This is a genomic window from Duganella sp. BJB1802 (assembly GCF_013369445.1).
GTDB classification, from domain to species: domain Bacteria; phylum Pseudomonadota; class Gammaproteobacteria; order Burkholderiales; family Burkholderiaceae_D; genus Rugamonas; species Rugamonas vulcania_A.
Map to the genome: position 1 here is coordinate 251706 of NZ_JABWEF010000006.1, position 19878 is coordinate 271583.

Consider the following 19878-nt stretch of genomic DNA (forward strand, 5'->3'; position numbering starts at 1 on the left):
GCAAGGGGCGGCAGGCCCTGAGAATTCAAGCAACGAAGCAACAGCCACGGAGCCATCATGAGTAACTCATCCAACCGCCTCATCATCTTCGACACCACCCTGCGCGACGGCGAGCAATCGCCCGGCGCCTCGATGACCAAGGACGAAAAAGTCCGCATCGCCAAGCAGCTGGAACGGCTGCGGGTGGACGTCATCGAAGCGGGCTTCGCTGCCGCCTCGCAAGGGGACTTCGAATCCATCAAGGCGATCGCCTCGGTGGTACGCGAGTCGACCATCTGCTCGCTGTCGCGCGCCAACGACCGCGACATCTCGCGCGCGGCCGAAGCGCTGGCGCCGGCCGAACGCAAACGCATCCACACCTTCATCGCCACCTCCAAGCTGCACATGGAGATGAAGCTGCGCATGCTGCCGGACCAGGTGCTGCTGCAGGCGCGCAACGCGGTGCGCTTCGCCCGCCAGTTCACCGACGACATCGAATTCAGCCCGGAAGACGGCAGCCGCTCGGACGAGGATTTCCTGTGCCGCGTGCTGGAAGGCGTGATCGAGGAGGGCGCGACCACCATCAACTTCCCGGACACGGTGGGCTACGCGGTGCCGGAGATCTTCGGCGAAACCATCCGCCGCCTGCGCGAGCGCATCCCCAACTCCGACAAGGCCATCTGGTCGGTGCACTGCCATAACGACCTGGGCCTGGCCGTGGCCAACTCGCTGGCCGGCGTGATGATAGGCGGCGCGCGCCAGATCGAATGCACCATCAACGGCCTGGGCGAACGCGCCGGCAACACCGCGCTGGAGGAGGTGGTGATGGCTCTGCGCACGCGCAAGGCCTACTACAACCTCGAGGTCGGCATCGACACCACGCAGATCGTCGCCGCCTCCAAGATGGTGTCGCAGATCACCGGCTTCGCCGTGCAGCCCAACAAGGCCGTGGTGGGCGCCAACGCGTTCGCGCACGCCTCCGGCATCCACCAGGACGGCATGCTGAAGTCGCGCGAGACCTACGAGATCATGCGTGCCGAAGACGTGGGCTGGACCGCCACCAAGATCGTGCTGGGCAAGCTGTCGGGCCGCAACGCCTTCAAGCAGCGCCTGCAGGAGCTGGGCATCGACCTGGAATCGGAAGCGGAGGTCAACGCCGCCTTCGTCCGCTTCAAGGAGCTGGCCGACCGCAAGGCCGACATCTTCGACGAGGACATCCTGGCGCTGGTGTCGGATGAGGAGCAGGCGCAGGAGCGCGAGTACTACCGCTTCGTGTCGCTGTCGCAGCAATCGAGCTCGGGCCAGACGCCAAGTGCGAAAGTGGTGTTCATGATCGACGGCGAGGAGCACGTCTCCGAAGGCAAGGGCGACGGCCCGGTCGACGCCACGGTCAACGCGATCGAATCGGAAGTGGGCAGCGGCGCCGAGCTGGTGCTGTTCTCGGTCAATGCGATCAGCACCGGCACCCAGTCGCAGGGCGAGGTGACGATGCGCTTGTCGAAGGAGGGTCGCATCGTCAACGGCGTCGGCGCCGACCCGGACATCATCGTCGCCTCGGCCAAGGCCTACCTGTCGGCGTTGAACAAGCTGCACTCGAAAATCGAGCGCGTCAATCCACAACCCTGAACGAATATGCGATTTAAAATTATCGGCCTGGCCGCGCTTGCGCTTTTCACCTCGACCGTTTCCCATGCCGCCGCAAATGGCGGCGCCAGCCCGGACCGGGTTGCCGGCCAATTCGTGGACGCGCTGCAGCATCAGCGCTTCAAGGAGGCCGCGGCCATGTTCGCGCCGGAGGCAGCGCAAAACGCCGGCACCCAGAAGCGCGCCGACGGCAACCTTGGCGGTTTGCGACGATGCATCCTGTCGCAACGCTGCCGGACGGGAAGAGCATCAAGCTGGAAGTGCCCGCGCATAAAGGCGTCGCGCAGAAGTTTGTTCAATTCCGGTATGCTTCCACCGCCAGCGATGGGCAGCCGGTGTTTTACGAATTGAACCTCACGGCCGGCAGCATGCCGCCGAAGGTCTTGTCGTTCGGGCTGCATCTTCCCGCGAACGATGCGCCATCGACGAAGCGGGCGGATCAACTCGTGAGTGCCATTAACCATTAATGCATGCTTGCGAGGGCAATGCATCTGATAACCAGGGAGACGAAGCAATGGCGCAAGAGAAATCGTGTGTGGAGTGTGGCGGTCGCGAGCATTTTTCAAAAGAAGTCGTTCCTCCTGCTGAACTGCTTCCGGTCGGTCCCCTCCATGGCGCGAAATATCGCATCGTTGTTTGCGGCGCTTGCGGCTTCACCCGCTGGTTTGTCGCCGAGCGTTTCCTGCCGCTGGTAAAAGAGAAGTTCGAAGCGGAGCAGTGACGCGCGCGGGGCCGCAGGCCGGCAGGTGCGCCGCGCGTTGCGTCTCCGTGGCAGAACGATATCGGTTGAGTGCTCGATATCCGGACGGTGCCGAAATCGCGCCACAACCCGAGCTCCAACAAGGCCTGCGCGCTGATGTGCGCGGAAGCCGTGCCTTGGCGCTGCCACCGCTCGCTGGTGGCTGACGCCCCATAGTACGGCTAGTCGTCCAAGGCGGCGGCACAACGCTTGAGCAAGTCGCACAGCAGCCGCGCCTCGTCGGTCGACAGCTTGGAGAGCATCTGCCGCTCCACCGCGTCGGCGGCTTTCGCGCCGTCGGCGACCGCCTTCTGGCCGGCCTTCGTCAGCTCGGTCATGATAACCCTGCCATGTTCCGGATGCGGACTGCGCACAATCAATCCCCCGCGTTCGAGGTTGACGAGGATCCCCTGCATGGTCTGCGGCGTCACGAAGGCCGAGCGGGCCAGGTCGGCATTCGAGATGCGTGGATTGCCCGCGATGGCAAGCAACACCGCGTTCTGGGGCGCCGTGATGCCGACCCGCGCCAGTTCGGCATCCAGGCGTTGCCGCAATCGATGCTGCGTGATCTTCAGGTTGTAGCCGATCCAGTCGGTTCCGCTACGAGGCGCCGAATTCATCGTTGACATATCAGGGGCCTTACATTAGTATCAGGGTACTGATATTACTTGAAAGGACCCGGCATGACAACCACCACACCAATCGGCCCCGACTTCATCGCCTTGCAAGTGCGCGACCTCGACGCATCCCGCAAGTTCTACCTGGAGGTCTTCGGTTTCGAGGCCTCGGCGCATTGCCCTCCCGGCGCGGTGATCTTCAAGACCGAGCCGATTCCGCTGGCGCTGCGGGTGCCCCTGCGCGAGCTGCCCGAAGCCGGGCCGCTCGGCGTCGGCATGGCGCTCTGGATCGCGTGCGCCGACGCCGATGCGCTGCACGACCTCATCGTCCAGCGGGGCGGCACGATACTCAGCCCGCTTGCCGACGGCCCCTTCGGCCGCTTCTTCGCCGCCGCCGATCCCGATGGCTACGCGATCACCTTCCATACGGCGCGCAACTGACGCTTCGTTCCCCACCGAAGCAAGCTCCATGTCAACCGGCTATCTTGTCGATTCGATGACAGGAGGCTGTAATGATCAAACTAATGGAGACGCCCATGCTGGCGCTGCAGGTCCGCCGCGCCGCCGAGGATCTGGGCGATGTGATCTACGTGCATGGCTCGACGTTCGGCGCCGATCTCTCGGTGTTCTTTGCGTTCGATGGCCGCAGCTGGGCCGACGAATTGAACGCCACCGGTTTCAATGTGTGGGGTTTCGACTTTGCCGGCTACGGCGCGTCGGAACGCTATGCGCGGCACGACAGCATTCCCGCAGGAGACTTGCTCGGCGTGCAGGAGCAGTTGCACCGCGTGGTCTGTGCCGTTCGCGAGCGTAATGGCGGCCGGCCCGTGCTGCTGCTGGCGCATTCGTGGGGTGGCTCGGTGGCCTTGCGTTATGCGGGCGTGCAGCCGCAGGCACTGGCCGCGCTGGCGCTGTTCGCACCGATCGTGGCACGCGTCGGCGCCACTTCGGCGGGCGCCTATGTGCCGGCCGCCGCCGGCGCCGCGTCCCACTACCCGCTGACGGCATGGGCGCAGTACCGCCGCTTTATTGAAGACGTTCCGCGCGGCCATCCACAGCTGCTGGACGAAGCGCACTTCCAGCAGTGGAGCGCGGCCTTCCTGGCGACCGACTCCGAAGCCGCTGCCCGCACGCCACCGGCCGTGCTGACGCCCAGCGGGCCGCAGGCCGATGTGCGCGCATTGTGGTCCGGCAAGGCGCTGTATGATGCCTCGCGCGTCGTCGCCCCTGCACTGCTGGTGCGCGGCGAATGGGACAGTGTATGTTCCGAGGCCGATGCCGACAATCTGCTTGCCGCCCTGGGGAGCGGCACCAAACGCTGCGAGACCTTACCGCGCGCCACGCACCTGATGCACCTGGAGTCGTCGCGCGGGCTACTTTACAATGCCGTCAACGACTTTTTGCTCAGGAGCGCCACATGATCGCAGTGATTTTTGAAGTCATCCCCAGCGCCGCGCGATGAGCACGCCGCAACCGCGCTTCGCCCGCGTGGCCGCGGCGATCGGCGACCCGACCCGCGCGCTGATGCTGTCACGCCTGCTCGACGGCCGCTTCTACACCGCCACCGACCTGGCCCAGCATGCCGGCGTCTCCGCGCCGACCGCGTCGCAGCACCTGAAGCTGCTGGTTGACGAGGGCCTGGCGCGTGTGCGCCCGCAGGGACGCCACCGCTACTACATGCTCGCCGACGGCAACGTCGCCCATGCGCTGGAGGCGCTGCTGCGCGTGGCCGATGGCGCTCTGCCCGAGACCACGCGCTGGCAGGCGCCGGCCATGCGCGGCCTGCGTCATGCGCGCAGTTGCTACGGCCATCTGGCCGGCGTGCTGGGCGTGGACATGTGCCGCTGTTTTGTCGAAAATGGCTGGGTCCATGCGGGAGAGGGCGACGGCCATGAGTATCCGCTCACGCCTGCGGGCGAAGCGCAGATGCGCCAGCTGGGCATCCAATTGTCCGAGGGCGCGCCGGCGCAGCGCCAGTTGTATGGCTGCGTCGACTGGTCTGAACGCCGCGATCATTTCGCCGGCCCGCTGGCGGTCGCATTGCTCGACAATTTCGTTGAGCGCGGCTGGCTGCGCCGCGGCGACGATACGCGCGCGCTGGAGGTGCCGGCCAGCGGCAAGGCCGCGCTGGCCGCGTGGCTCAGAAGCGGAACTTGACGTAGGCCGCCGGCCCGTTCAGGCGCACGTTCACATCGGTCGCATCGCGGTCGCGATTCAGGCTGATCTTGGTCGCGCTGTATTCGGCCACCACGCCGACGGCGGGCGTCGGATACCATTCCACGCCGATGGCGCCGCCGTAGATATGGCCGTGGATGCTGCCGCCGCTCTTCCTGATGCCGCTTGCATCGACGTACATGCGTACGTTCTGCGAGAACGCGTGGCGCCAGCCCAGCTCCAGCAGGGGAGCGAAGGCGCTTTCATTTTCCGAGTAGCTGGCGTTGCCGGCGATCCCGTTCAGCACGCCGCTCGCGGTGCCGTCGACCCGCGCGCGGTAGTAGGCGGCGCCGACGCCGATGCCGAACACGTCGCTGCCGCTGCCCAGCCACCATTTGTAGGCCAGGTTGGCCAGGTCCAGCTTCAGCTTGGCGTCCAGCTTGCCGTTGCCGGTCAGCGGAATGCCGTTGCGGTTGGTGGCGCCGCTCAGGCTGGGGTTGTAGGTCTTGCTGTAGTTGTAGTAATCGAAGTCCAGGCCCTGCGTATCGCCCAGCAGCAGTTGCGCCCTCACGCGCGGCAGCGTGACATGGTCGGCCTTGTAGCTGCCGCTGTCGATGTGGCCGTAGTTGGTGTCGCCTTCGAAATTGATGCGCGGATTGGCGTAGTAGGCGCCGATCGATACGCTGGCGCGGTCCAGCGCCGGGGAAGGTTCGGCCCAGGCTATCGCGGTGGCGGTGCTCAGGCTGAGCAGGGCGGCGGTATAGATGGCATGGCGGGCCGGCGGCGTGCGTAGGAACATGGATGACTCCGATCGTCTGGCGATTGAATTTCAGAATCTTAGCAATCGGCCAGCACGATCAGCGTCGGCGCACTTCCAAATACGCCGTGGGACTGGTCCTACTCGTCCTTGTTAGCGGCGGCGCGATTCCCGCTCCGGATCCGGCCCGTTGACCATGGCCTGGACGATGCCGTTGCGGTCGAATTCCACGTGCATCACCGAATCCCACACGTTCTGCTCCTTGTAGCGATACACCCACACATCGCCGTCCACGCTGGCGTAGTGCACCTGTTGCGCCGGCCGGCCGAAGGTGCTGAGGACGGTTTGCTTGCTATCCTTGCGCGGCTTGATGGTGGCGAACTTCTCGCTGCTGAGCACCTGTTCGAAGGAAATCAGCTGGCCGTCCGGGCCGATGCGGGCCATGTGGGTGTACTGGCCGAACGGGCCGCCGGCGTATTCGAGCATGATGTCGGGGCCGTTGGCATAGGCGGCGGTGGGCTGGCCCAGCTTGGCCTTGACGGCATCGACGGGCTCGCCGGCCGCCAGCGGAGGGGTGTTGAGACTGGCGCAAGCGCTCAGCACGGCTGGCAAAATTGCCAGAAAGATCAGTTTTTTCATCGCACACCCCTCTATAGGACCGGAAAGATAGAACAATTGTAGCCAACACAGGATACATGTGGAAGATTTTCCGCTATACTTCCGGGTCTGGTCTTCGGATTAGTTTTTTTTGAAGTTCACGGTGGGCAGGGTTCAGACTCCGCGCACCGCATGTTAAAGGTAAATATCATGACCGTAGAAAACATCAACAAAGCCGCCATTATCGCGGACAACGCCCGTGGTCAAAAAGACACCGGCTCCCCGGAAGTTCAAGTTGCGCTGCTGACCGCACGCATCAACGAATTGAACGGCCACTTCAAGGCACACAGCAAGGATCACCACTCGCGTCGTGGTCTGATCATGATGGTTAACCGTCGTAAGAGCCTGCTGTCCTACCTGAAGGGCAAAGATGCTACCCGTTACCGCGATCTGATCGCTAAACTGGGTCTGCGTAAGTAATTTTTGCGTCATCCGGCTTAATCGAAATGCCTGCGCCAGTTTGCTGACGCGGGCATTTTGTCATTTTTGCCGGGAAAAACTTGCCAAGCAGAATAGCGTCTTGGCAGTGCGACATGGAATTCCTGGGTTTTAGCAGTTGCAGTAAAGATGGTAACTATGCCATCTGTGGTGAGGTGAACGACAGCCCCTGAAAATCTGTCGGCAAATAGAAAGGGATTACCCATGTTTAATAAAGTTACGAAAACCTTCCAGTACGGTCAACATACCGTGACGCTGGAAACCGGCGAGATCGCTCGCCAGGCCTCCGGCGCAGTCATGGTATCGATTGAAGATACCGTGGTGCTGGCCACTGTCGTGGCGCGCAAAGACGCCAAGCCAGGCCAGGACTTCTTCCCGTTGACCGTCGACTACGTTGAGAAAACCTATGCTGCCGGTAAGATCCCGGGCGGTTTCTTCAAGCGTGAAGGTCGTCCTTCGGAAAAAGAAACACTGACATCCCGCCTGATCGACCGTCCGATCCGTCCTCTGTTCCCAGAAGGCTATCTGAACGAAGTGCAAGTGATTATTCACGTGCTGTCGGTCAACCCGGAAATCGATCCAGACATCGCCGCCATGATCGGCGCATCGGCCGCACTGTGCGTGTCGGGCGTACCGTTCAACGGCCCGGTCGGCGCAGCGCGCGTCGGCTACGCCAACGGCCAGTACATCCTGAACCCTACCGTTGAACAACTGAAGACCTCGCAGATGGATCTGGTGGTCGCCGGTACCGAAACCGCCGTGCTGATGGTGGAATCGGAAGCGCAGCAGCTGTCCGAAGAAGTCATGCTGGGCGCCGTGGTGTTCGGCCACACCCAGATGAAAGCAGTCATCGACGCGATCCACGACCTGGTGCGCGACGGCGGCAAGCCGGAAGTCGAGTGGGTCCCGCCAGCGAAGAACGAAGCGCTGATCGCCCGCGTGGCGCATTTCGCCGCCGGCAAGATCAACGAAGCGTACCAGACCAAGGACAAGCAAGAGCGTACCGCCAAGCTGAAGGCCGCCACCAGCGAAGTGCTGGCCGACCTGTCCGCTGAAGCCGCCGCCGCCGGCGCCGCGCCGGTCGACGCAGCCGAAGTGAACAACATCCTGTTCGACATGGAAGCCAAGATCGTCCGTACCCAGATCCTGGACGGCGAGCCACGCATCGACGGCCGCGACACTCGCACCGTGCGTCCGATCTCGATCCGCACCTCGGTGCTGCCACGCACCCACGGTTCGGCGCTGTTCACCCGCGGCGAAACGCAGGCGCTGGTGGTTGCCACCCTGGGCACCGCACGCGACAGCCAGAAGATCGACGCGCTGATGGGCGAGTTCACCGACTCCTTCATGCTGCACTACAACATGCCACCGTTCGCCACCGGCGAAACCGGCCGCGTGGGCACGCCTAAGCGCCGCGAAATCGGCCACGGCCGCCTGGCCAAGCGCGCGCTGATCGCCGCGCTGCCTGCACCGGAAGAGTTCAGCTACTCCGTGCGCCTGGTGTCGGAAATCACCGAATCGAACGGTTCGTCGTCGATGGCTTCGGTCTGCGGCGGCTGCCTGGCGCTGATGGACGCCGGCGTTCCAATGAAAGAGCACGTCGCCGGTATCGCGATGGGCCTGATCAAGGAAGGCGGCAAGTTCGCCGTGCTGTCGGACATCCTGGGCGATGAAGATCACCTGGGCGACATGGACTTCAAGGTCGCCGGTACCCGCAACGGTATCACCGCGCTGCAGATGGACATCAAGATCATGGGCATCACCAAGGAAATCATGCAAGTGGCACTGGCGCAAGCCAAGGAAGGCCGCGAGCACATCCTGGGCGAAATGCAAAAAGCCATGCCGCACGTGAAGACCGAACTGTCGGACTTCGCACCGCGCCTGATCACCATCAAGATCAATCCAGAGAAGATCCGTGACGTCATCGGCAAGGGCGGCGCAGTCATCCGCGCGCTGACCGAAGAAACCGGCACCCAGATCGACATCAGCGACGAAGGCGTGGTCACCATCGCTTCCGTCGACGCAGCCGCCGGCCAGGAAGCCAAGCGCCGCATCGAAGAGCTGACCGCATCGGTCGAAGTGGGCAAGACCTACGACGGCGTGGTGTTGAAGCTGCTGGACTTCGGCGCGATCGTTCAGGTCATGCCAGGCAAGGATGGTCTGCTGCACATCTCGCAAATCGCCAACGAGCGCGTCAACGCCGTTGCCGACTACCTGAAAGAAGGCCAGGCAGTGCGTGTCAAGGTTCTGGAAACCGACGACCGCGGCCGCCTGAAACTGTCGATGAAAGCCGCTGCTGAAGAAGCCGCCGCTGCCGCCGCACAGTAAGTCGAGCTAGTTTGAAGAAAAGCCGCCGGAGCGCCCCGGCGGCTTTTTTTTGTCCCGAACTTTCTGCGCCGTGTCCGGTCCAACCGGATCATGGGCACTTTATACGACGACGACATCATTGCCTGGTCCGAACAGCAGGCGGCCTTGCTGCGCGCCGGCCGCTGGGAATTGCTGGATCACTACAACATCGCCGAGGAGATCGAGGATGTGGGCCATCGGGAAAAGAAGGAGTTGCGCAGCAGGCTGGTTGTATTGCTCGCGCATCTGTTGAAGTGGCAATTCCAGGCATCGCATCGCGGTCCCAGTTGGGTGCACTCCATCAGCACCCAGCGTGTGGCGATTGACGACGCGGTGGAAGACTGTCCCAGTTTGCAGACGCTGCTGGACGATCCGCAATGGCTGGCAACGGCCTATCGCCGCGCCGTAAGGGATGCCCAAGCGCAGACGCAGCTGAAGGTTTTCCCCACCGAACTGCCGTGGCGCATGGAGCAAGTCCTATCGCCCGATTTCTGGCCCGGTTAATCAATCATGAGCAACTTATACGAAGACGACATCATTGCCTGGTCTGAGCAGCAGGCGGCCTTGCTGCGCCGGGGTCAGTGGTCGGAGCTGGACATCGACAACATCGCCGAGGAGATCGAGGATGTGGGCAAGAGTGAAAAACGGGAGCTTAAAAGCCGCTTGTCTGTATTGACCTCACATCTACTGAAATGGAAGTATCAGCCAACCAGGCGCACCCATAGTTGGCAAAATACGATACGCGAGCAACGGGCCGCCATCAGGCAGGATATCAAAAAGATGCCCAGTCTGAAGTCTTTGCTGCGCAATGCCAATTGGCTGGCCGACGTCTATCGCCGCGCGCTAGTCGACACCCACGCCGAGACTTCTTTGCCCGGACTGCCGACCGAATCGCCGTGGACGATGACTGAGATTCTGACCGAGGAATTCTTTCCGGACTAAATAATCATGGCAACTGCATTTGAAGATGGTGTGGCGGGATGGGCGCAATGCCAGCTGGACGAACGATGCTCGACGTTGCTGGCGCATCTGGCGCGATGGCAAAGGCAGGAAGGCAATCGCTGCGAACTGTGGCGCCAACTGATCGTGTTGCAGCGCCAGCGCATAGCACGAATGCTGGCGCGCCTGCCCAGTTTGCGCGTAGCCATCGCGGATCCTGAATTTCTACAGGACGTGTGGCTGGACGCTTTGATCAAAGTGGTGGGAGAGGACTACTGCTACGACCTGCCCGACACCAGTCCCTGGACCCTGGAGCAGGCGCTGGCCCCGGACTTCTGGCCCGACTAGCCGTCCGACAACGCCGAGCCGCCTCGGCTATACTTTGGGCATTGCCAATTTCCCAACTGGAAAGCGCGGATGTCCCCCTTCAATCTGTTCCAGCGCGTCTCCAAGGCGCCCACCAATCCCAAGGCCGCGCCCAAGCCGCGCCAGTTCGACGTCGCCGACCTGTACCAGGGACCGGCCAAGCTCGGCGCCGGCGAGGACGCCCCGGTCCAGTCGCTGGACGAGAAGCTGCGGCAGGCGTATTTTTGGATCGTCAACAACGCCATCATCAGCCCACACTACGACATCGAATACAACCACGGCCCGGCCCAGTCGTACACGGTCGGCGACAGCAAGCGCACGCTGAGCCTGCCCTCGGCGCAGAGCTACTCCAGCTTCGTGCTGCTGCCGCTGCTGACCTTCGCCACGCGCCGCAAATGCCTGTTCGTCGGCGGCCCCGGACGCGGCAAGACCGCCAGCGCCATCCTGATGGGCGTGCTGTCCGGCGCCACCGTCAAGGAGGTCAAGCGCGGCATGCAGCACGGCCATCCGCAGATGACCATCGCCGACCTGCTCGGCAACCCGCTGCCGGCCGACCTGGTCAACGCGCAGAGCATGGACGACATCCGCATCGCCTGGCGTTCGTGGCTCGGCATGCGGGTCAAGATCATCGACGAATACAACCGCATCCCCACGCGCACCCAGAGCGCGCTGCTGACGCTGATGGGCGACAACTACGCCGAGGTGCTCAACCACGTCTACGAATGCCCCGAGTCCGCCTGGTACCTGACCGCCAACGACGACCAGGGCGGCGGCACCTACGAGGTGATCGAGGCGCTGCGCGACCGCATCGACGTGATCGTGCAGGCGCTGTCGTTCAACCCGCGCTTCCTCGGCGACCTGCTGGTGCGTATCGAGGAAAACCTCAAGCCCGAGGAGCTGGTGCCGCCGGAAATCATCTTCACGCCGGAGCAGGTCGACCGCATCGGCGTCGAGGTGCGCGAGATCCTGGTGCCGGAACCGGTGCGGCGCCGGCTGGAATTTTTCACCAGCCAGTTCGAGCTGCTGGAGACTGCCGGCGGCCAGTTCGAATACATGACCAAGGACACCGCGCGCCTGTCCGGCTTCGACTGGAGCCAGGTGATCGCCGCCGACACCGGACGCGACCGCCTGAAGGACCTGGGCTGCCAGACCCTCAATGGCATCTCGGTGCGCAACCTGATGACGCTGCTGATCTACGCCAAGGCGCTGGCCTACTTCCGCGGCAACGTGGAGGTCGAGCTGGACGACGTGCGCCAGGTGCTGCCCTTCGTGCTGCACGACAAACTGCAGCCGGACCTGGACGCGCCGTTCTTCGGCCTGCCGGAAAACGCCGCCTACCGCACCGACCGCCTGAGCTGGCTGCGCCGCCTGTTCGACCTCTCCAACGCCGACTACGACCGGCTGGACCTGGACCGCAGCGACCCGGTCGGCGACTTCGCCGCCGAATTCGCCAAAGGCCTCGACGGCCTGACCGAGCGCGAAGCGCTGGCGCGCCTGACGAAGATCGAGCGCCTGGTGGCCGAACAGCTCAAGGGCCGCAAGCTGTACGGCCATCTGTACGACGATCTGCTCAAGCTCAAGTACCTGCACCAGCGTTACACCAACTACCTGAGCTGGGTGCGTTCGCAATAACATGATCTCGTCCGCCTTTGCTCAAGTGCTGGCCTCGGGCCGCCCGGAGTTCAACCGGCGCGCGGCCGAGGCGCGCCGCCGCTATCCCGGCTTCGACGCGACAGCGTTCACCGGGCTGCTGGAAACCTGCGTCGACGGACTGGTCCAGCTGGCGCTTGAGCGCGCGCCCGACCGCGCCGGCGGCGTGGCTATGGCCGTCTACGATGTGGCGCTGGAGCTGGTGGGGCAAGGGCAGGGCGGCCCGTTGGCGCCGCAGGTCTGGCGCGAACTGGCGCCCTGTTATCCGGCGCTGCTGCTGGCGCAGCCGGCGCGCCTGCTCGGCATGTTGACCAACGCCGCGCTGCACCTGGAGCGCAGCGGCGCCGCGCGGCCCGCACAATGGCTGGCATTGATGGCGGCGCTGGCGCCGCAGGTCGGCGACTGGCAGCAACTGGCGGTGGTCGGACAGGTCTGCGCCTGGCGGGCCGGCATGGCGCACTTCCGCGCCGGCGCGATCGAGGCCGCCGATGCCTTGCCGGAAGCGCTGGCGCTGGCCGCTCTCGGCGTCGGCCAAGGCAGCTGGAAGGCGCTGCGCACCGTGCTGCTGGCCGATCCCTGGTGGACGGCGGATGAAGCGGAGCGGCAGCGCGCGCAGCAAGGGCGCGAGTTCGGCGGCTTCAGCGGCTTCGGCGGCGCCTTCGCGATGCCGCCGCAAGTGCGTCCGGCCGCAGATGGTTTCTGGGTGCGCAGCGGCGATCGCTACAACCTGCTGGTGGCCGATGCCTGCGGCGCCGTGCTGCACGGCGCCACCCCCGACGAGTACGAGCAGCCGCAGGCGCCCGCCGCGCGCGACGCATGCGGCTTGTCCGGCCAGCGGCTGACGATAGGCCGGCGCCAGATCGAACTGACCCTGCCGGCGCAAGGTCTGGCGGTAACCGCCAACCAGCACACGGCCGCCGTCACGTCAGTGTACAGCCACGCCATTTTGCTGTTTCCACTGCGATGACGGACGCACTGATCGAGCAATGGCAGGCGGCCTGGCCGCAGGCGCTGGAGGCGTGGAGCCGCTTCACGCGCCTGCGCGACGCCCGCCTGTGCGCCAGCACGGTGGAAGCGGCGAGGGAAGGCCTGAGCGGCAGCTTCGCGATGATACGGCTGATGGACCAAAGCGTGGTGGTGGACATGCAGGCCGTGCGGGAGCTGGGCCTGGGCGATTACGCGGTCGAGATCCTGGCGCACGAGATCGGCCACCACGTGCTGGCCCCGGCCAGCGCCACCGACCAGTTCCGGCTCCTGGCCCGCATCCGCCGCGCCCTGCCGACGCTGGAAAAGCACGCGGCCATGGTCGCCAACATGTACACCGACCTGTATATCAACGACCGCCTGCAACGGCAGGCCGGCCTGCGCATGGCCGACATCTACCGCATCCTGGAGGCCGGCCGCACGCCCGCCGAACCGGCGTCGCGCAGCAAGGTGTGGCTGCTCTACATGCGTATCTACGAGAACCTGTGGCAGCTGCACAAGGGCGCGCTGGGCGGCGCCGGCGCCGACGACGCCATGGACACCGACGCCTGGCTGGGCGCGCGCCTGATCCGCGTCTATGCCAAGGACTGGATGGACGGCGCGGGCAAGTTCTCCACGCTGCTGCTGCCGTATCTGGTCGAGAGCCAGAAGCAGGAGGACGAATTCCGCCGCATGTTCGACACGCGCGACGCCGCCGAAGGCTGCGAGCCGTCAGGCGGCCAGCAGATCGAAGCGGGTGAAATGGAGGCGGCCGTGCATCCCGTGCATGACAGCCGCATCTCAGGCCTTGACGGCATCGTCGAACAACCGCAGGATGCCGCCGCGACCAGCCAGGGCGGCCAGGCGCGCGAGCCCTACGAGTACGGTGAAATCCTCAAGGCCGCCGGCATCAAGTTGAGCGACGAGGAGATCGCGGTGCGCTACTATCGCGAGCGCGCCTTGCCGCACCTGATCTCCTTCCCGAGGACGCCAGCCCCGCAGTCGGACCAGTTGCAGCTGGAAGGGCTGGAACCGTGGCAGATCGGCGACCCGCTCGACCAGATCGACTGGCTGCAAAGCGTGATCCAGAGTCCGCGCCCGATCCCCGGCGTCACCACCGTGCAGCGCGCCTACGGGCGCGAGGCCGCGCCGCTGCGCAAGCCAGAGCCCATCGACCTTGACCTCTACGTCGACAGTTCGGGATCGATGCCCAACCCGCGCGTGCAGACCTCCTACCTGACGCTGGCCGGCGCCATCATCGCCCTGTCCGCGCTGCGCGCCGGCTCCAGCGTCCAGGTCACGCTATGGAGCGGCAAGGACGATGTGATGACCACCAAGGGCTTTGTCCGCGACGACAGCAGCGTGCTACAGGTGCTGACGGGATTCTTCGGCGGCGCGACCTGCTTCCCGATTCCGCATCTGCGGCACACCTACGAGCGCCCGAGGCCGCGCCGCACCCACATCCTGCACATCTCCGACGACGGCATCACCACCATGTTCGAGAAGGATGAGCGAGGCAACAGCGGCTGGGATGTCGCCGCGCACGCGCTGGCGGTGGGCGACGCCGGCGGCACCATGGCATTGAACCTGCCCACCGGCTGGGAGCAGTCCGGCGACGACGACTGGCGTCGCGAAGCCTACAAAGTGCTGCGGCAGGCGAAGGAGCGCCAGCAGTGGGAGATCCACGCCATCGCGCAGTTCGAGGACTTGGTAGAATTCGCGAGGGCCTTCAGCCGCAGGCACTATGCGCCCAAGTCCCCGCCGCAGAAAAAGAAAGCATGATGGAACATCCCGGTCCCGCCCTCGAAACGCTGACGCATCGCCTGTCCGATACGCCGGCAGAATTTCTCGACGAGCCGCGCATCGGCATCGCCGGCACGGTGCATGTGGCCGCGCTGGTCAACGACCTGCTGCACATGCAGGGCCAGCGCGCTTCGGCGGAGGCGCTGGAGCGCTTTGTCGGCACGGATGCGAAGCGCGACCGCAACCGCCTGGCGCTGGTGATGATCGCAGTCTGGCTGCTGGCGGACGACTGGTTCCTGTCCGCGCGCCCGGCGCAGCAGCGGGTGCTGGCGCTGCTCGATGGCGCGCTCGGCGAGCTGGCGCAGGCGACGGCGGCGCACCGCTTCGTCCACGACCCGGAGCGGCGCGAGGAACTGGCGCGCGTGGCATTGGCGCGGCTGGGCTATCGGCCCGCCGGTGAGACGGAGGCGCAGGCGACCGATCGCTTGTCGGGCATCAGCGGCATGGAGCGCAAGCGCCTGCTCGAAGCCAGCCGCGCGGCCGAGCGGCGCGCCGCCGAAATCCGCGAGGCCTTGGCGCGCAAGGCCGCCGAGGAGTCGGCCGATAAATGGTCGCGCGAATGAGCGAGTTGACGCCATTGCCGGAACAGGAGGTTCGCTTCCCCACGTTGACGCCGGAGGGCAGGCGCATGCTGGAGTTCCTGTGCGAGCACCCGGCGGCGCCGTTCTATCGCAACCAGAGCGGCAACAAGCTGCTGGTGCACGAAGTTGGCCAGGTGCGCCGGTTCGAGGCGGAGATCGCGCAGGCCACGGTCGGCTGGCCGGCGGGCGGCAAGCCCGAATGGCTGGATGGCTTTATCCGCGCCACGTTCGACACCGTGCCTTACTATCGCCAGCTTGGATCGCCGCCCAGGACCTTCGAGGATCTGCCGACGCAGAGCCGGGCCGACTTCGCCGCCGACATCACGCCCTTCGTGCCGGACACCGCCGACATCGGCCGCATGATCAACTTCCGCACCACCGGCACCACCGGCCATCCCTTGCTGATCGCATCGCATCCGGTGGTGGCGGCGCGCTACCTGGCGTTCCACAAGCGCGCCTTGAAACGGTTCGGCGTCGAGCTGCGGCACGGCAGCGGGCAGGTGGGCGTGGTGCTGCTTGGTCACCAGCAGCGCTGCTTCACCTATGTATCGGTGACGCCGACGATGGGCGAGTCGGGACTGGCCAAGATCAACCTGTACCCGGACGAATGGCGGCATCCAGACGACCGCGCGCGCTATCTGGATGCGCTGTCGCCGGAGGTTGTTGCGGGCGATCCGATTTCGTTCGCCGCGCTGCTCGAACTGCCGGTGACGATGAAGCCGCGCGCGCTGTTGTCGGTGTCGATGCTGCTGTTGCCGGCCCTGCGCGCACGCCTGGAACAGCGCTTCGCCTGTCCGGTGCTGGATATCTACTCGCTCAACGAAGTCGGCCCGGTCGCGGTATTCGATGCACGAGCGGGCGGCCACGTGCTGCTGCAGCCGCAGCTCTACGTCGAGATACTGGACCCTGATGGCAGGCTGGTCGCGCCGGGGCAGCGCGGCGAGATCACGCTCACGGGCGGCTTCAATTTCTGCCTGCCGCTGGTGCGCTACCGGACCGGCGACCATGCGTCGCTGTCGTACCATGCGGATGCACCGGTGCTGGTCGGGCTATCCGGCCGCTCGCCGGTGCGCTATCTCGCATCCGGCAAGTGGATCAACAACATCGACGTGACGCACGCCTTGCAGCACCTGCCGATACCGCACTTCTGCGTGCACCAGCGCGCGGACGGCGTCGTGGTGCTGCGGCTGGCGCAGGCGATGAGCGCGTTGGGCATGGAAGCGCGCACCGCGCTGGAGCTCCTGTTCGGAGCCGGCAACGTGCTGCTGGAGGTGCTGATCGCCGACGACAAAACCGTTCAATACACTTCCGCACTGGATGGTGCCAACGCATGAAGCAATTCAGGACCGGCCTGGTGGTCGGAAAATTCAGCCCGCTGCACCTGGGTCATGAGCTGCTGATCCGGCGCGCCATGGATGCGTGCGATACCACCTTCATCATCAGCTATTCGCTGCCGGGGCTGCCCGGCTGTGAAGCGCACAAACGCGAGCAGTGGCTGCGCTCAAGGTTTCCCGACGCGGTGGTGTTGGTGGTCGATGCTGGTCTGCCGCACAACGACGACGATGCATTGATCCACCGCCGTTTCTGCGCCAACCTGTGCCTAGACCGGTTGGTCACGACGGTGGAAGCCGTCTTCACCAGCGAGGATTACGGCGACGGCTTCGCCGAGGAGCTGGGCCGCTGCTTCAGCGCGCGCACCGGGCGGCAACTGACGGTGCGGCATGTGATGGTGGACCAGGCACGCGGCATCGTTCCGGTGTCCGGCACCTTGGTGCGCGGCGATCCGCATGCGTATCGCCGCTATCTGTCCGATCCCGTGTACGCCAGCTTCGTCGAGAAAGTGTGCCTGCTCGGCGGCGAATCGAGCGGCAAGACCACGCTGGCCGCCGCACTGGCCGAACGGCTCGACACGGCCTGGGTCCCTGAGTACGGCCGCGAATTATGGGAGGCCCGGGACGGCGTGCTTCGCTACGAGGACATGGCGCACATCGGCAGCGTTCAACTGCAACGCGAGGCGGAGGCGTGCCCGCAGGCCTGGCGCTTCCTGATCTGCGATACCTCGCCGCTCACCACGTTGTTCTATTCGCGCGAGATGTTCGGCCGCGCCGATCCCGCGCTGGAGGACATGGCCGATGCGCGCTACGACCACATCTTCCTGTGCGCGCCGGACTTCGAGTTCGTCCAGGACGGAACCCGCCGCGATGTCGATTTCCGGCAGCAGCAGCACCGCTGGTACCAGGATGAACTGTCCCGCCGCAATCTCTCCTACCATTTGCTGAGCGGCCCGCTGGAGCGGCGCATCGCCGACGCCATCGCTCGTCTGGCCTGAACTTTTCGCGCCGCCCGCAGTCTTATCTTGTGGGAGGATTACCCATGACGACGACATATGAAGACGACGTGGCGGCCTGGGCGCTGGAGCAGGTGGCGTTGCTGCGCACGGGGCAATGGGGTTTGCTGGATATCGAGCATATCGCTGAGGAAATCGAGGATATGAATATCAGCCATCGCCATCAACTGGCGCATCGGCTAGCAATATTGATGGCTCATTTGCTGAAGTGGCAATACCAGCCGGACCGGCGTGGCAGCAGCTGGGAATGTACGATACGCGGCCAGCGCGAAAAGATAAATCGATTGCTCAAACGCATGCCCAGTCTGCGCCGCCTACTGACCGATCCCCAATGGGAGCGCGACGTGTGGGACGACGCACTCGACCTCGTGGTGCACCAGGCCAACTTGCGCGACCTGCCCAAATCCCGTCCATGGGACTTTGAGCAGTTGCTGTCAGCTGAGTTTTTCCCTGACGACTATTTCCCGTCGTAGGTGACGCGGTACACCCGGCCGCCGTAGTCGTCCGAGACGATCATCGAGCCGTCCGGCAGCGTGGCCACATCCACCGGACGGCCCACCACTTCCTCGCCGCGCAGGAAGCCGTCGATGAAGGCGGTGTCGGTGACGACCTTGCTGTTGTACAGCGTGATCAAGCGCACGCTGTAGCCGCTCTTGGTCGTGCGGTTCCACGAGCCGTGCTCGGCGATGTAGACATTGTTGCGATACGCCTCGGGGAATTGCTTGCCGGTGTAGAAGGTCAAGCCCAGCGGCGCAACGTGCGGCCCCAGCTTGGCGACCGGCGGTTCGAACTCCTCGCAGCTGCGCCCCTTGGCGAAGGCCGGGTCCGGCACCACGCCGCCGTGGCAGTAGGGGAAGCCGAAGTGCATACCGGACTTGGGTGCCACGTTCAGCTCGCACGACGGCGTGTTGTCGCCCATCTCGTCGCGGCCGTTATCGGTGAACCACAGCACCTTGGTGACCGGATGGAAGGCGAAGCCCACCGTGTTGCGCACGCCGCGCGCGTATTCCTCCAGCTGGCTGCCGTCGGCATTCATGCGGTAGATCTTCGCGCTCTTGGTGTCCTCGACGTCGCACACATTGCACGGCGCGCCGACCGGGATGTACAGCTTGCCGTCCGGCCCGGCCTTGATCACCTTCTCGCCATGCCACTTGTCGTTGGGCAGGCTGACCTTGACCACCTCGTACGATGGCTTTTGCGCATAGCGCTTGTCGATGTTGTCGAATCGGATCACGCGGCTGATTTCGCCCACGTACAGCGCGCCGTTGAGCAGCGTGACGCCGATCGGGTTTTCCAGCCCTTCGGCGACGGTGACGACGTCGGCCGTCTGCTTGTCGGCGCGCGGCACCAGCGCGTACACCTTGCCGGCCTTGCGCGAGCCGACATAGACGATGCCGCTGTCCGACACCACCAGGCTGCGCGCGGCGCTGACCTGGTTGGCGTAGACGCTGATGTGGAAGCCCTTGGGCAGCTTGAAGCCGCTCAGGTCGGGCACATCGCGCTGCGCCCTGGCCTCGGGCGTGAGCGCAGCAGCCGGCTTGGCGGCGTTGGCGGCGATCAGGTCGGCGAGCAGCGCGATCTGGCTTGCGCTCAGGGCAGGGGACCATGCGGGCATGTCCTTGTCCGGCACGCCCTTGCTGATGATTTTGATGAGATTGGCCTTGGTGGGCGCGCCGTGCAGCCAGGCATGATCGCCCAGCGAGGGGCCGACGGCGCCTTCCTTCTTGACACCATGGCAGACCGCGCAATTGGCCTGATAGAGTTTTTCGGCGGCGGCGAGATCGGGTTCGGCCGCATGGGCGGCCAGCGAGGCGATGGCGACAGCGGTTGCCGCGATGGCGGCGCGCAGGGTAGATGGTTTCATGGACGGTTCCTGTCGGTGGCGAGTCGCCATTGTG

Annotated in this window: 23 protein-coding genes; 19 read left to right on the forward strand and 4 right to left on the reverse strand. The window is 64.8% G+C overall.

Annotated elements, in window-relative coordinates:
- The first annotated feature begins 57 nt into the window (after positions 1-57).
- From HUX88_RS12325 to HUX88_RS32235, 4 genes are all read left to right on the forward strand, one after another.
- Positions 58-1605 carry a 2-isopropylmalate synthase gene (locus tag HUX88_RS12325; protein ID WP_176361955.1) on the forward strand — a complete coding sequence of 516 codons (1548 nt, stop codon included), beginning with the start codon at positions 58-60 and terminating at the stop codon, positions 1603-1605.
- A gap of 6 nt (positions 1606-1611) precedes the next feature.
- A complete protein-coding gene (locus HUX88_RS12330; RefSeq protein WP_176361956.1) occupies positions 1612-1974 on the forward strand; it encodes a hypothetical protein in 363 nt (120 codons plus the stop codon).
- 163 nt (positions 1975-2137) lie between these two features.
- On the forward strand, positions 2138-2344 hold the full coding sequence (locus HUX88_RS12335; RefSeq protein WP_147330420.1) for a hypothetical protein: 207 nt from the start codon (positions 2138-2140) through the stop codon (positions 2342-2344).
- Between the two features lie 87 nt (positions 2345-2431).
- The gene (locus HUX88_RS32235; RefSeq protein ID WP_301547067.1) at positions 2432-2539 is read left to right on the forward strand and encodes a DUF488 family protein; all 108 of its coding nucleotides are present in this window, start codon (positions 2432-2434) and stop codon (positions 2537-2539) included.
- A 5-nt stretch (positions 2540-2544) separates the two neighbouring features.
- On the opposite strand, the gene HUX88_RS12345 is transcribed toward HUX88_RS32235, so the two are convergent.
- The gene (locus HUX88_RS12345) at positions 2545-2991 is read right to left on the reverse strand and encodes a MarR family winged helix-turn-helix transcriptional regulator (RefSeq protein WP_176361957.1); all 447 of its coding nucleotides are present in this window, start codon (positions 2989-2991) and stop codon (positions 2545-2547) included.
- Between the two features lie 54 nt (positions 2992-3045).
- On the opposite strand from HUX88_RS12345, the gene HUX88_RS12350 reads away from it, so the two are divergent.
- The 3 genes from HUX88_RS12350 to HUX88_RS12360 all read left to right on the forward strand — a co-directional run bounded on the left by HUX88_RS12350 (position 3046) and on the right by HUX88_RS12360 (position 5136).
- Entirely contained in the window at positions 3046-3420 is a 375-nt protein-coding gene (locus HUX88_RS12350; RefSeq protein ID WP_176361958.1) for a VOC family protein, read from the forward strand.
- Positions 3421-3491: 71 nt separating this feature from the next.
- A complete protein-coding gene (locus HUX88_RS12355; protein WP_176361959.1) occupies positions 3492-4400 on the forward strand; it encodes a carboxylesterase in 909 nt (302 codons plus the stop codon).
- A 37-nt stretch (positions 4401-4437) separates the two neighbouring features.
- Entirely contained in the window at positions 4438-5136 is a 699-nt protein-coding gene (locus tag HUX88_RS12360; RefSeq protein ID WP_117013448.1) for a helix-turn-helix transcriptional regulator, read from the forward strand.
- Here HUX88_RS12360 and HUX88_RS12365 read toward each other — a convergent pair.
- Together HUX88_RS12365 and HUX88_RS12370 are read right to left on the reverse strand one after the other, a co-directional pair.
- Positions 5120-5932, reverse strand: a complete 813-nt coding sequence (locus HUX88_RS12365) for a hypothetical protein (RefSeq protein ID WP_176361960.1) — start codon at positions 5930-5932, stop codon at positions 5120-5122. The genes HUX88_RS12360 and HUX88_RS12365 overlap by 17 nt on opposite strands.
- A 111-nt stretch (positions 5933-6043) precedes the next feature.
- The gene (locus HUX88_RS12370) at positions 6044-6529 is read right to left on the reverse strand and encodes an outer membrane protein assembly factor BamE (RefSeq protein ID WP_176361961.1); all 486 of its coding nucleotides are present in this window, start codon (positions 6527-6529) and stop codon (positions 6044-6046) included.
- A 168-nt stretch (positions 6530-6697) separates the two neighbouring features.
- Between HUX88_RS12370 and rpsO the strand changes: the two genes are divergently transcribed.
- The 12 genes from rpsO to HUX88_RS12430 all read left to right on the forward strand — a co-directional run bounded on the left by rpsO (position 6698) and on the right by HUX88_RS12430 (position 18453).
- Entirely contained in the window at positions 6698-6967 is a 270-nt protein-coding gene (gene rpsO, locus HUX88_RS12375; protein ID WP_008450438.1) for a 30S ribosomal protein S15, read from the forward strand.
- 222 nt (positions 6968-7189) lie between these two features.
- Positions 7190-9313 (forward strand): polyribonucleotide nucleotidyltransferase, encoded by a 2124-nt coding sequence (pnp, locus tag HUX88_RS12380; protein ID WP_176361962.1) that lies wholly within the window; start codon positions 7190-7192, stop codon positions 9311-9313.
- A gap of 90 nt (positions 9314-9403) precedes the next feature.
- Positions 9404-9835 (forward strand): DUF29 domain-containing protein, encoded by a 432-nt coding sequence (locus HUX88_RS12385; RefSeq protein WP_176361963.1) that lies wholly within the window; start codon positions 9404-9406, stop codon positions 9833-9835.
- Positions 9836-9841: 6 nt separating this feature from the next.
- Positions 9842-10273 (forward strand): DUF29 domain-containing protein, encoded by a 432-nt coding sequence (locus HUX88_RS12390; protein WP_161095720.1) that lies wholly within the window; start codon positions 9842-9844, stop codon positions 10271-10273.
- A 6-nt stretch (positions 10274-10279) separates the two neighbouring features.
- Positions 10280-10618, forward strand: a complete 339-nt coding sequence (locus HUX88_RS12395; protein ID WP_161095719.1) for a DUF29 family protein — start codon at positions 10280-10282, stop codon at positions 10616-10618.
- A gap of 69 nt (positions 10619-10687) precedes the next feature.
- Entirely contained in the window at positions 10688-12268 is a 1581-nt protein-coding gene (locus tag HUX88_RS12400; protein ID WP_176361964.1) for an AAA family ATPase, read from the forward strand.
- Position 12269: 1 nt separating this feature from the next.
- A complete protein-coding gene (locus tag HUX88_RS12405; protein WP_176361965.1) occupies positions 12270-13253 on the forward strand; it encodes a hypothetical protein in 984 nt (327 codons plus the stop codon).
- On the forward strand, positions 13250-15031 hold the full coding sequence (locus HUX88_RS12410) for a VWA domain-containing protein (RefSeq protein WP_176361966.1): 1782 nt from the start codon (positions 13250-13252) through the stop codon (positions 15029-15031). Before HUX88_RS12405 ends, HUX88_RS12410 begins: the two co-directional genes overlap by 4 nt.
- The gene (locus HUX88_RS12415) at positions 15028-15615 is read left to right on the forward strand and encodes a hypothetical protein (protein WP_176361967.1); all 588 of its coding nucleotides are present in this window, start codon (positions 15028-15030) and stop codon (positions 15613-15615) included. Before HUX88_RS12410 ends, HUX88_RS12415 begins: the two co-directional genes overlap by 4 nt.
- Positions 15612-16967, forward strand: a complete 1356-nt coding sequence (locus HUX88_RS12420; RefSeq protein ID WP_176361996.1) for an AMP-binding protein — start codon at positions 15612-15614, stop codon at positions 16965-16967. The genes HUX88_RS12415 and HUX88_RS12420 overlap by 4 nt, the downstream gene beginning before the upstream one ends.
- Positions 16964-17962 (forward strand): AAA family ATPase, encoded by a 999-nt coding sequence (locus HUX88_RS12425; RefSeq protein WP_176361968.1) that lies wholly within the window; start codon positions 16964-16966, stop codon positions 17960-17962. The genes HUX88_RS12420 and HUX88_RS12425 overlap by 4 nt, the downstream gene beginning before the upstream one ends.
- A gap of 44 nt (positions 17963-18006) precedes the next feature.
- Positions 18007-18453, forward strand: coding sequence for a DUF29 domain-containing protein (locus tag HUX88_RS12430; RefSeq protein ID WP_117013460.1), 447 nt, complete (start codon positions 18007-18009; stop codon positions 18451-18453).
- Here HUX88_RS12430 and HUX88_RS12435 read toward each other — a convergent pair.
- The gene (locus HUX88_RS12435; protein WP_176361969.1) at positions 18438-19844 is read right to left on the reverse strand and encodes a PQQ-dependent sugar dehydrogenase; all 1407 of its coding nucleotides are present in this window, start codon (positions 19842-19844) and stop codon (positions 18438-18440) included. The genes HUX88_RS12430 and HUX88_RS12435 overlap by 16 nt on opposite strands.
- Positions 19845-19878 lie beyond the last annotated feature (34 nt).

Coding starts and splice junctions, on each gene's coding strand:
- HUX88_RS12325 (WP_176361955.1), top strand. CDS start 58: ATGAGTAACTCATCCAACCGCCTCATCATCTTCGACACCACCCTGCGC.
- HUX88_RS12330 (WP_176361956.1), top strand. CDS start 1,612: ATGCGATTTAAAATTATCGGCCTGGCCGCGCTTGCGCTTTTCACCTCG.
- HUX88_RS12335 (WP_147330420.1), top strand. CDS start 2,138: ATGGCGCAAGAGAAATCGTGTGTGGAGTGTGGCGGTCGCGAGCATTTT.
- HUX88_RS12345 (WP_176361957.1), bottom strand. CDS start 2,991: ATGTCAACGATGAATTCGGCGCCTCGTAGCGGAACCGACTGGATCGGC.
- HUX88_RS12350 (WP_176361958.1), top strand. CDS start 3,046: ATGACAACCACCACACCAATCGGCCCCGACTTCATCGCCTTGCAAGTG.
- HUX88_RS12355 (WP_176361959.1), top strand. CDS start 3,492: ATGATCAAACTAATGGAGACGCCCATGCTGGCGCTGCAGGTCCGCCGC.
- HUX88_RS12360 (WP_117013448.1), top strand. CDS start 4,438: ATGAGCACGCCGCAACCGCGCTTCGCCCGCGTGGCCGCGGCGATCGGC.
- HUX88_RS12365 (WP_176361960.1), bottom strand. CDS start 5,932: ATGTTCCTACGCACGCCGCCGGCCCGCCATGCCATCTATACCGCCGCC.
- HUX88_RS12370 (WP_176361961.1), bottom strand. CDS start 6,529: ATGAAAAAACTGATCTTTCTGGCAATTTTGCCAGCCGTGCTGAGCGCT.
- rpsO (WP_008450438.1), top strand. CDS start 6,698: ATGACCGTAGAAAACATCAACAAAGCCGCCATTATCGCGGACAACGCC.
- pnp (WP_176361962.1), top strand. CDS start 7,190: ATGTTTAATAAAGTTACGAAAACCTTCCAGTACGGTCAACATACCGTG.
- HUX88_RS12385 (WP_176361963.1), top strand. CDS start 9,404: ATGGGCACTTTATACGACGACGACATCATTGCCTGGTCCGAACAGCAG.
- HUX88_RS12390 (WP_161095720.1), top strand. CDS start 9,842: ATGAGCAACTTATACGAAGACGACATCATTGCCTGGTCTGAGCAGCAG.
- HUX88_RS12395 (WP_161095719.1), top strand. CDS start 10,280: ATGGCAACTGCATTTGAAGATGGTGTGGCGGGATGGGCGCAATGCCAG.
- HUX88_RS12400 (WP_176361964.1), top strand. CDS start 10,688: ATGTCCCCCTTCAATCTGTTCCAGCGCGTCTCCAAGGCGCCCACCAAT.
- HUX88_RS12405 (WP_176361965.1), top strand. CDS start 12,270: ATGATCTCGTCCGCCTTTGCTCAAGTGCTGGCCTCGGGCCGCCCGGAG.
- HUX88_RS12410 (WP_176361966.1), top strand. CDS start 13,250: ATGACGGACGCACTGATCGAGCAATGGCAGGCGGCCTGGCCGCAGGCG.
- HUX88_RS12415 (WP_176361967.1), top strand. CDS start 15,028: ATGATGGAACATCCCGGTCCCGCCCTCGAAACGCTGACGCATCGCCTG.
- HUX88_RS12420 (WP_176361996.1), top strand. CDS start 15,612: ATGAGCGAGTTGACGCCATTGCCGGAACAGGAGGTTCGCTTCCCCACG.
- HUX88_RS12425 (WP_176361968.1), top strand. CDS start 16,964: ATGAAGCAATTCAGGACCGGCCTGGTGGTCGGAAAATTCAGCCCGCTG.
- HUX88_RS12430 (WP_117013460.1), top strand. CDS start 18,007: ATGACGACGACATATGAAGACGACGTGGCGGCCTGGGCGCTGGAGCAG.
- HUX88_RS12435 (WP_176361969.1), bottom strand. CDS start 19,844: ATGAAACCATCTACCCTGCGCGCCGCCATCGCGGCAACCGCTGTCGCC.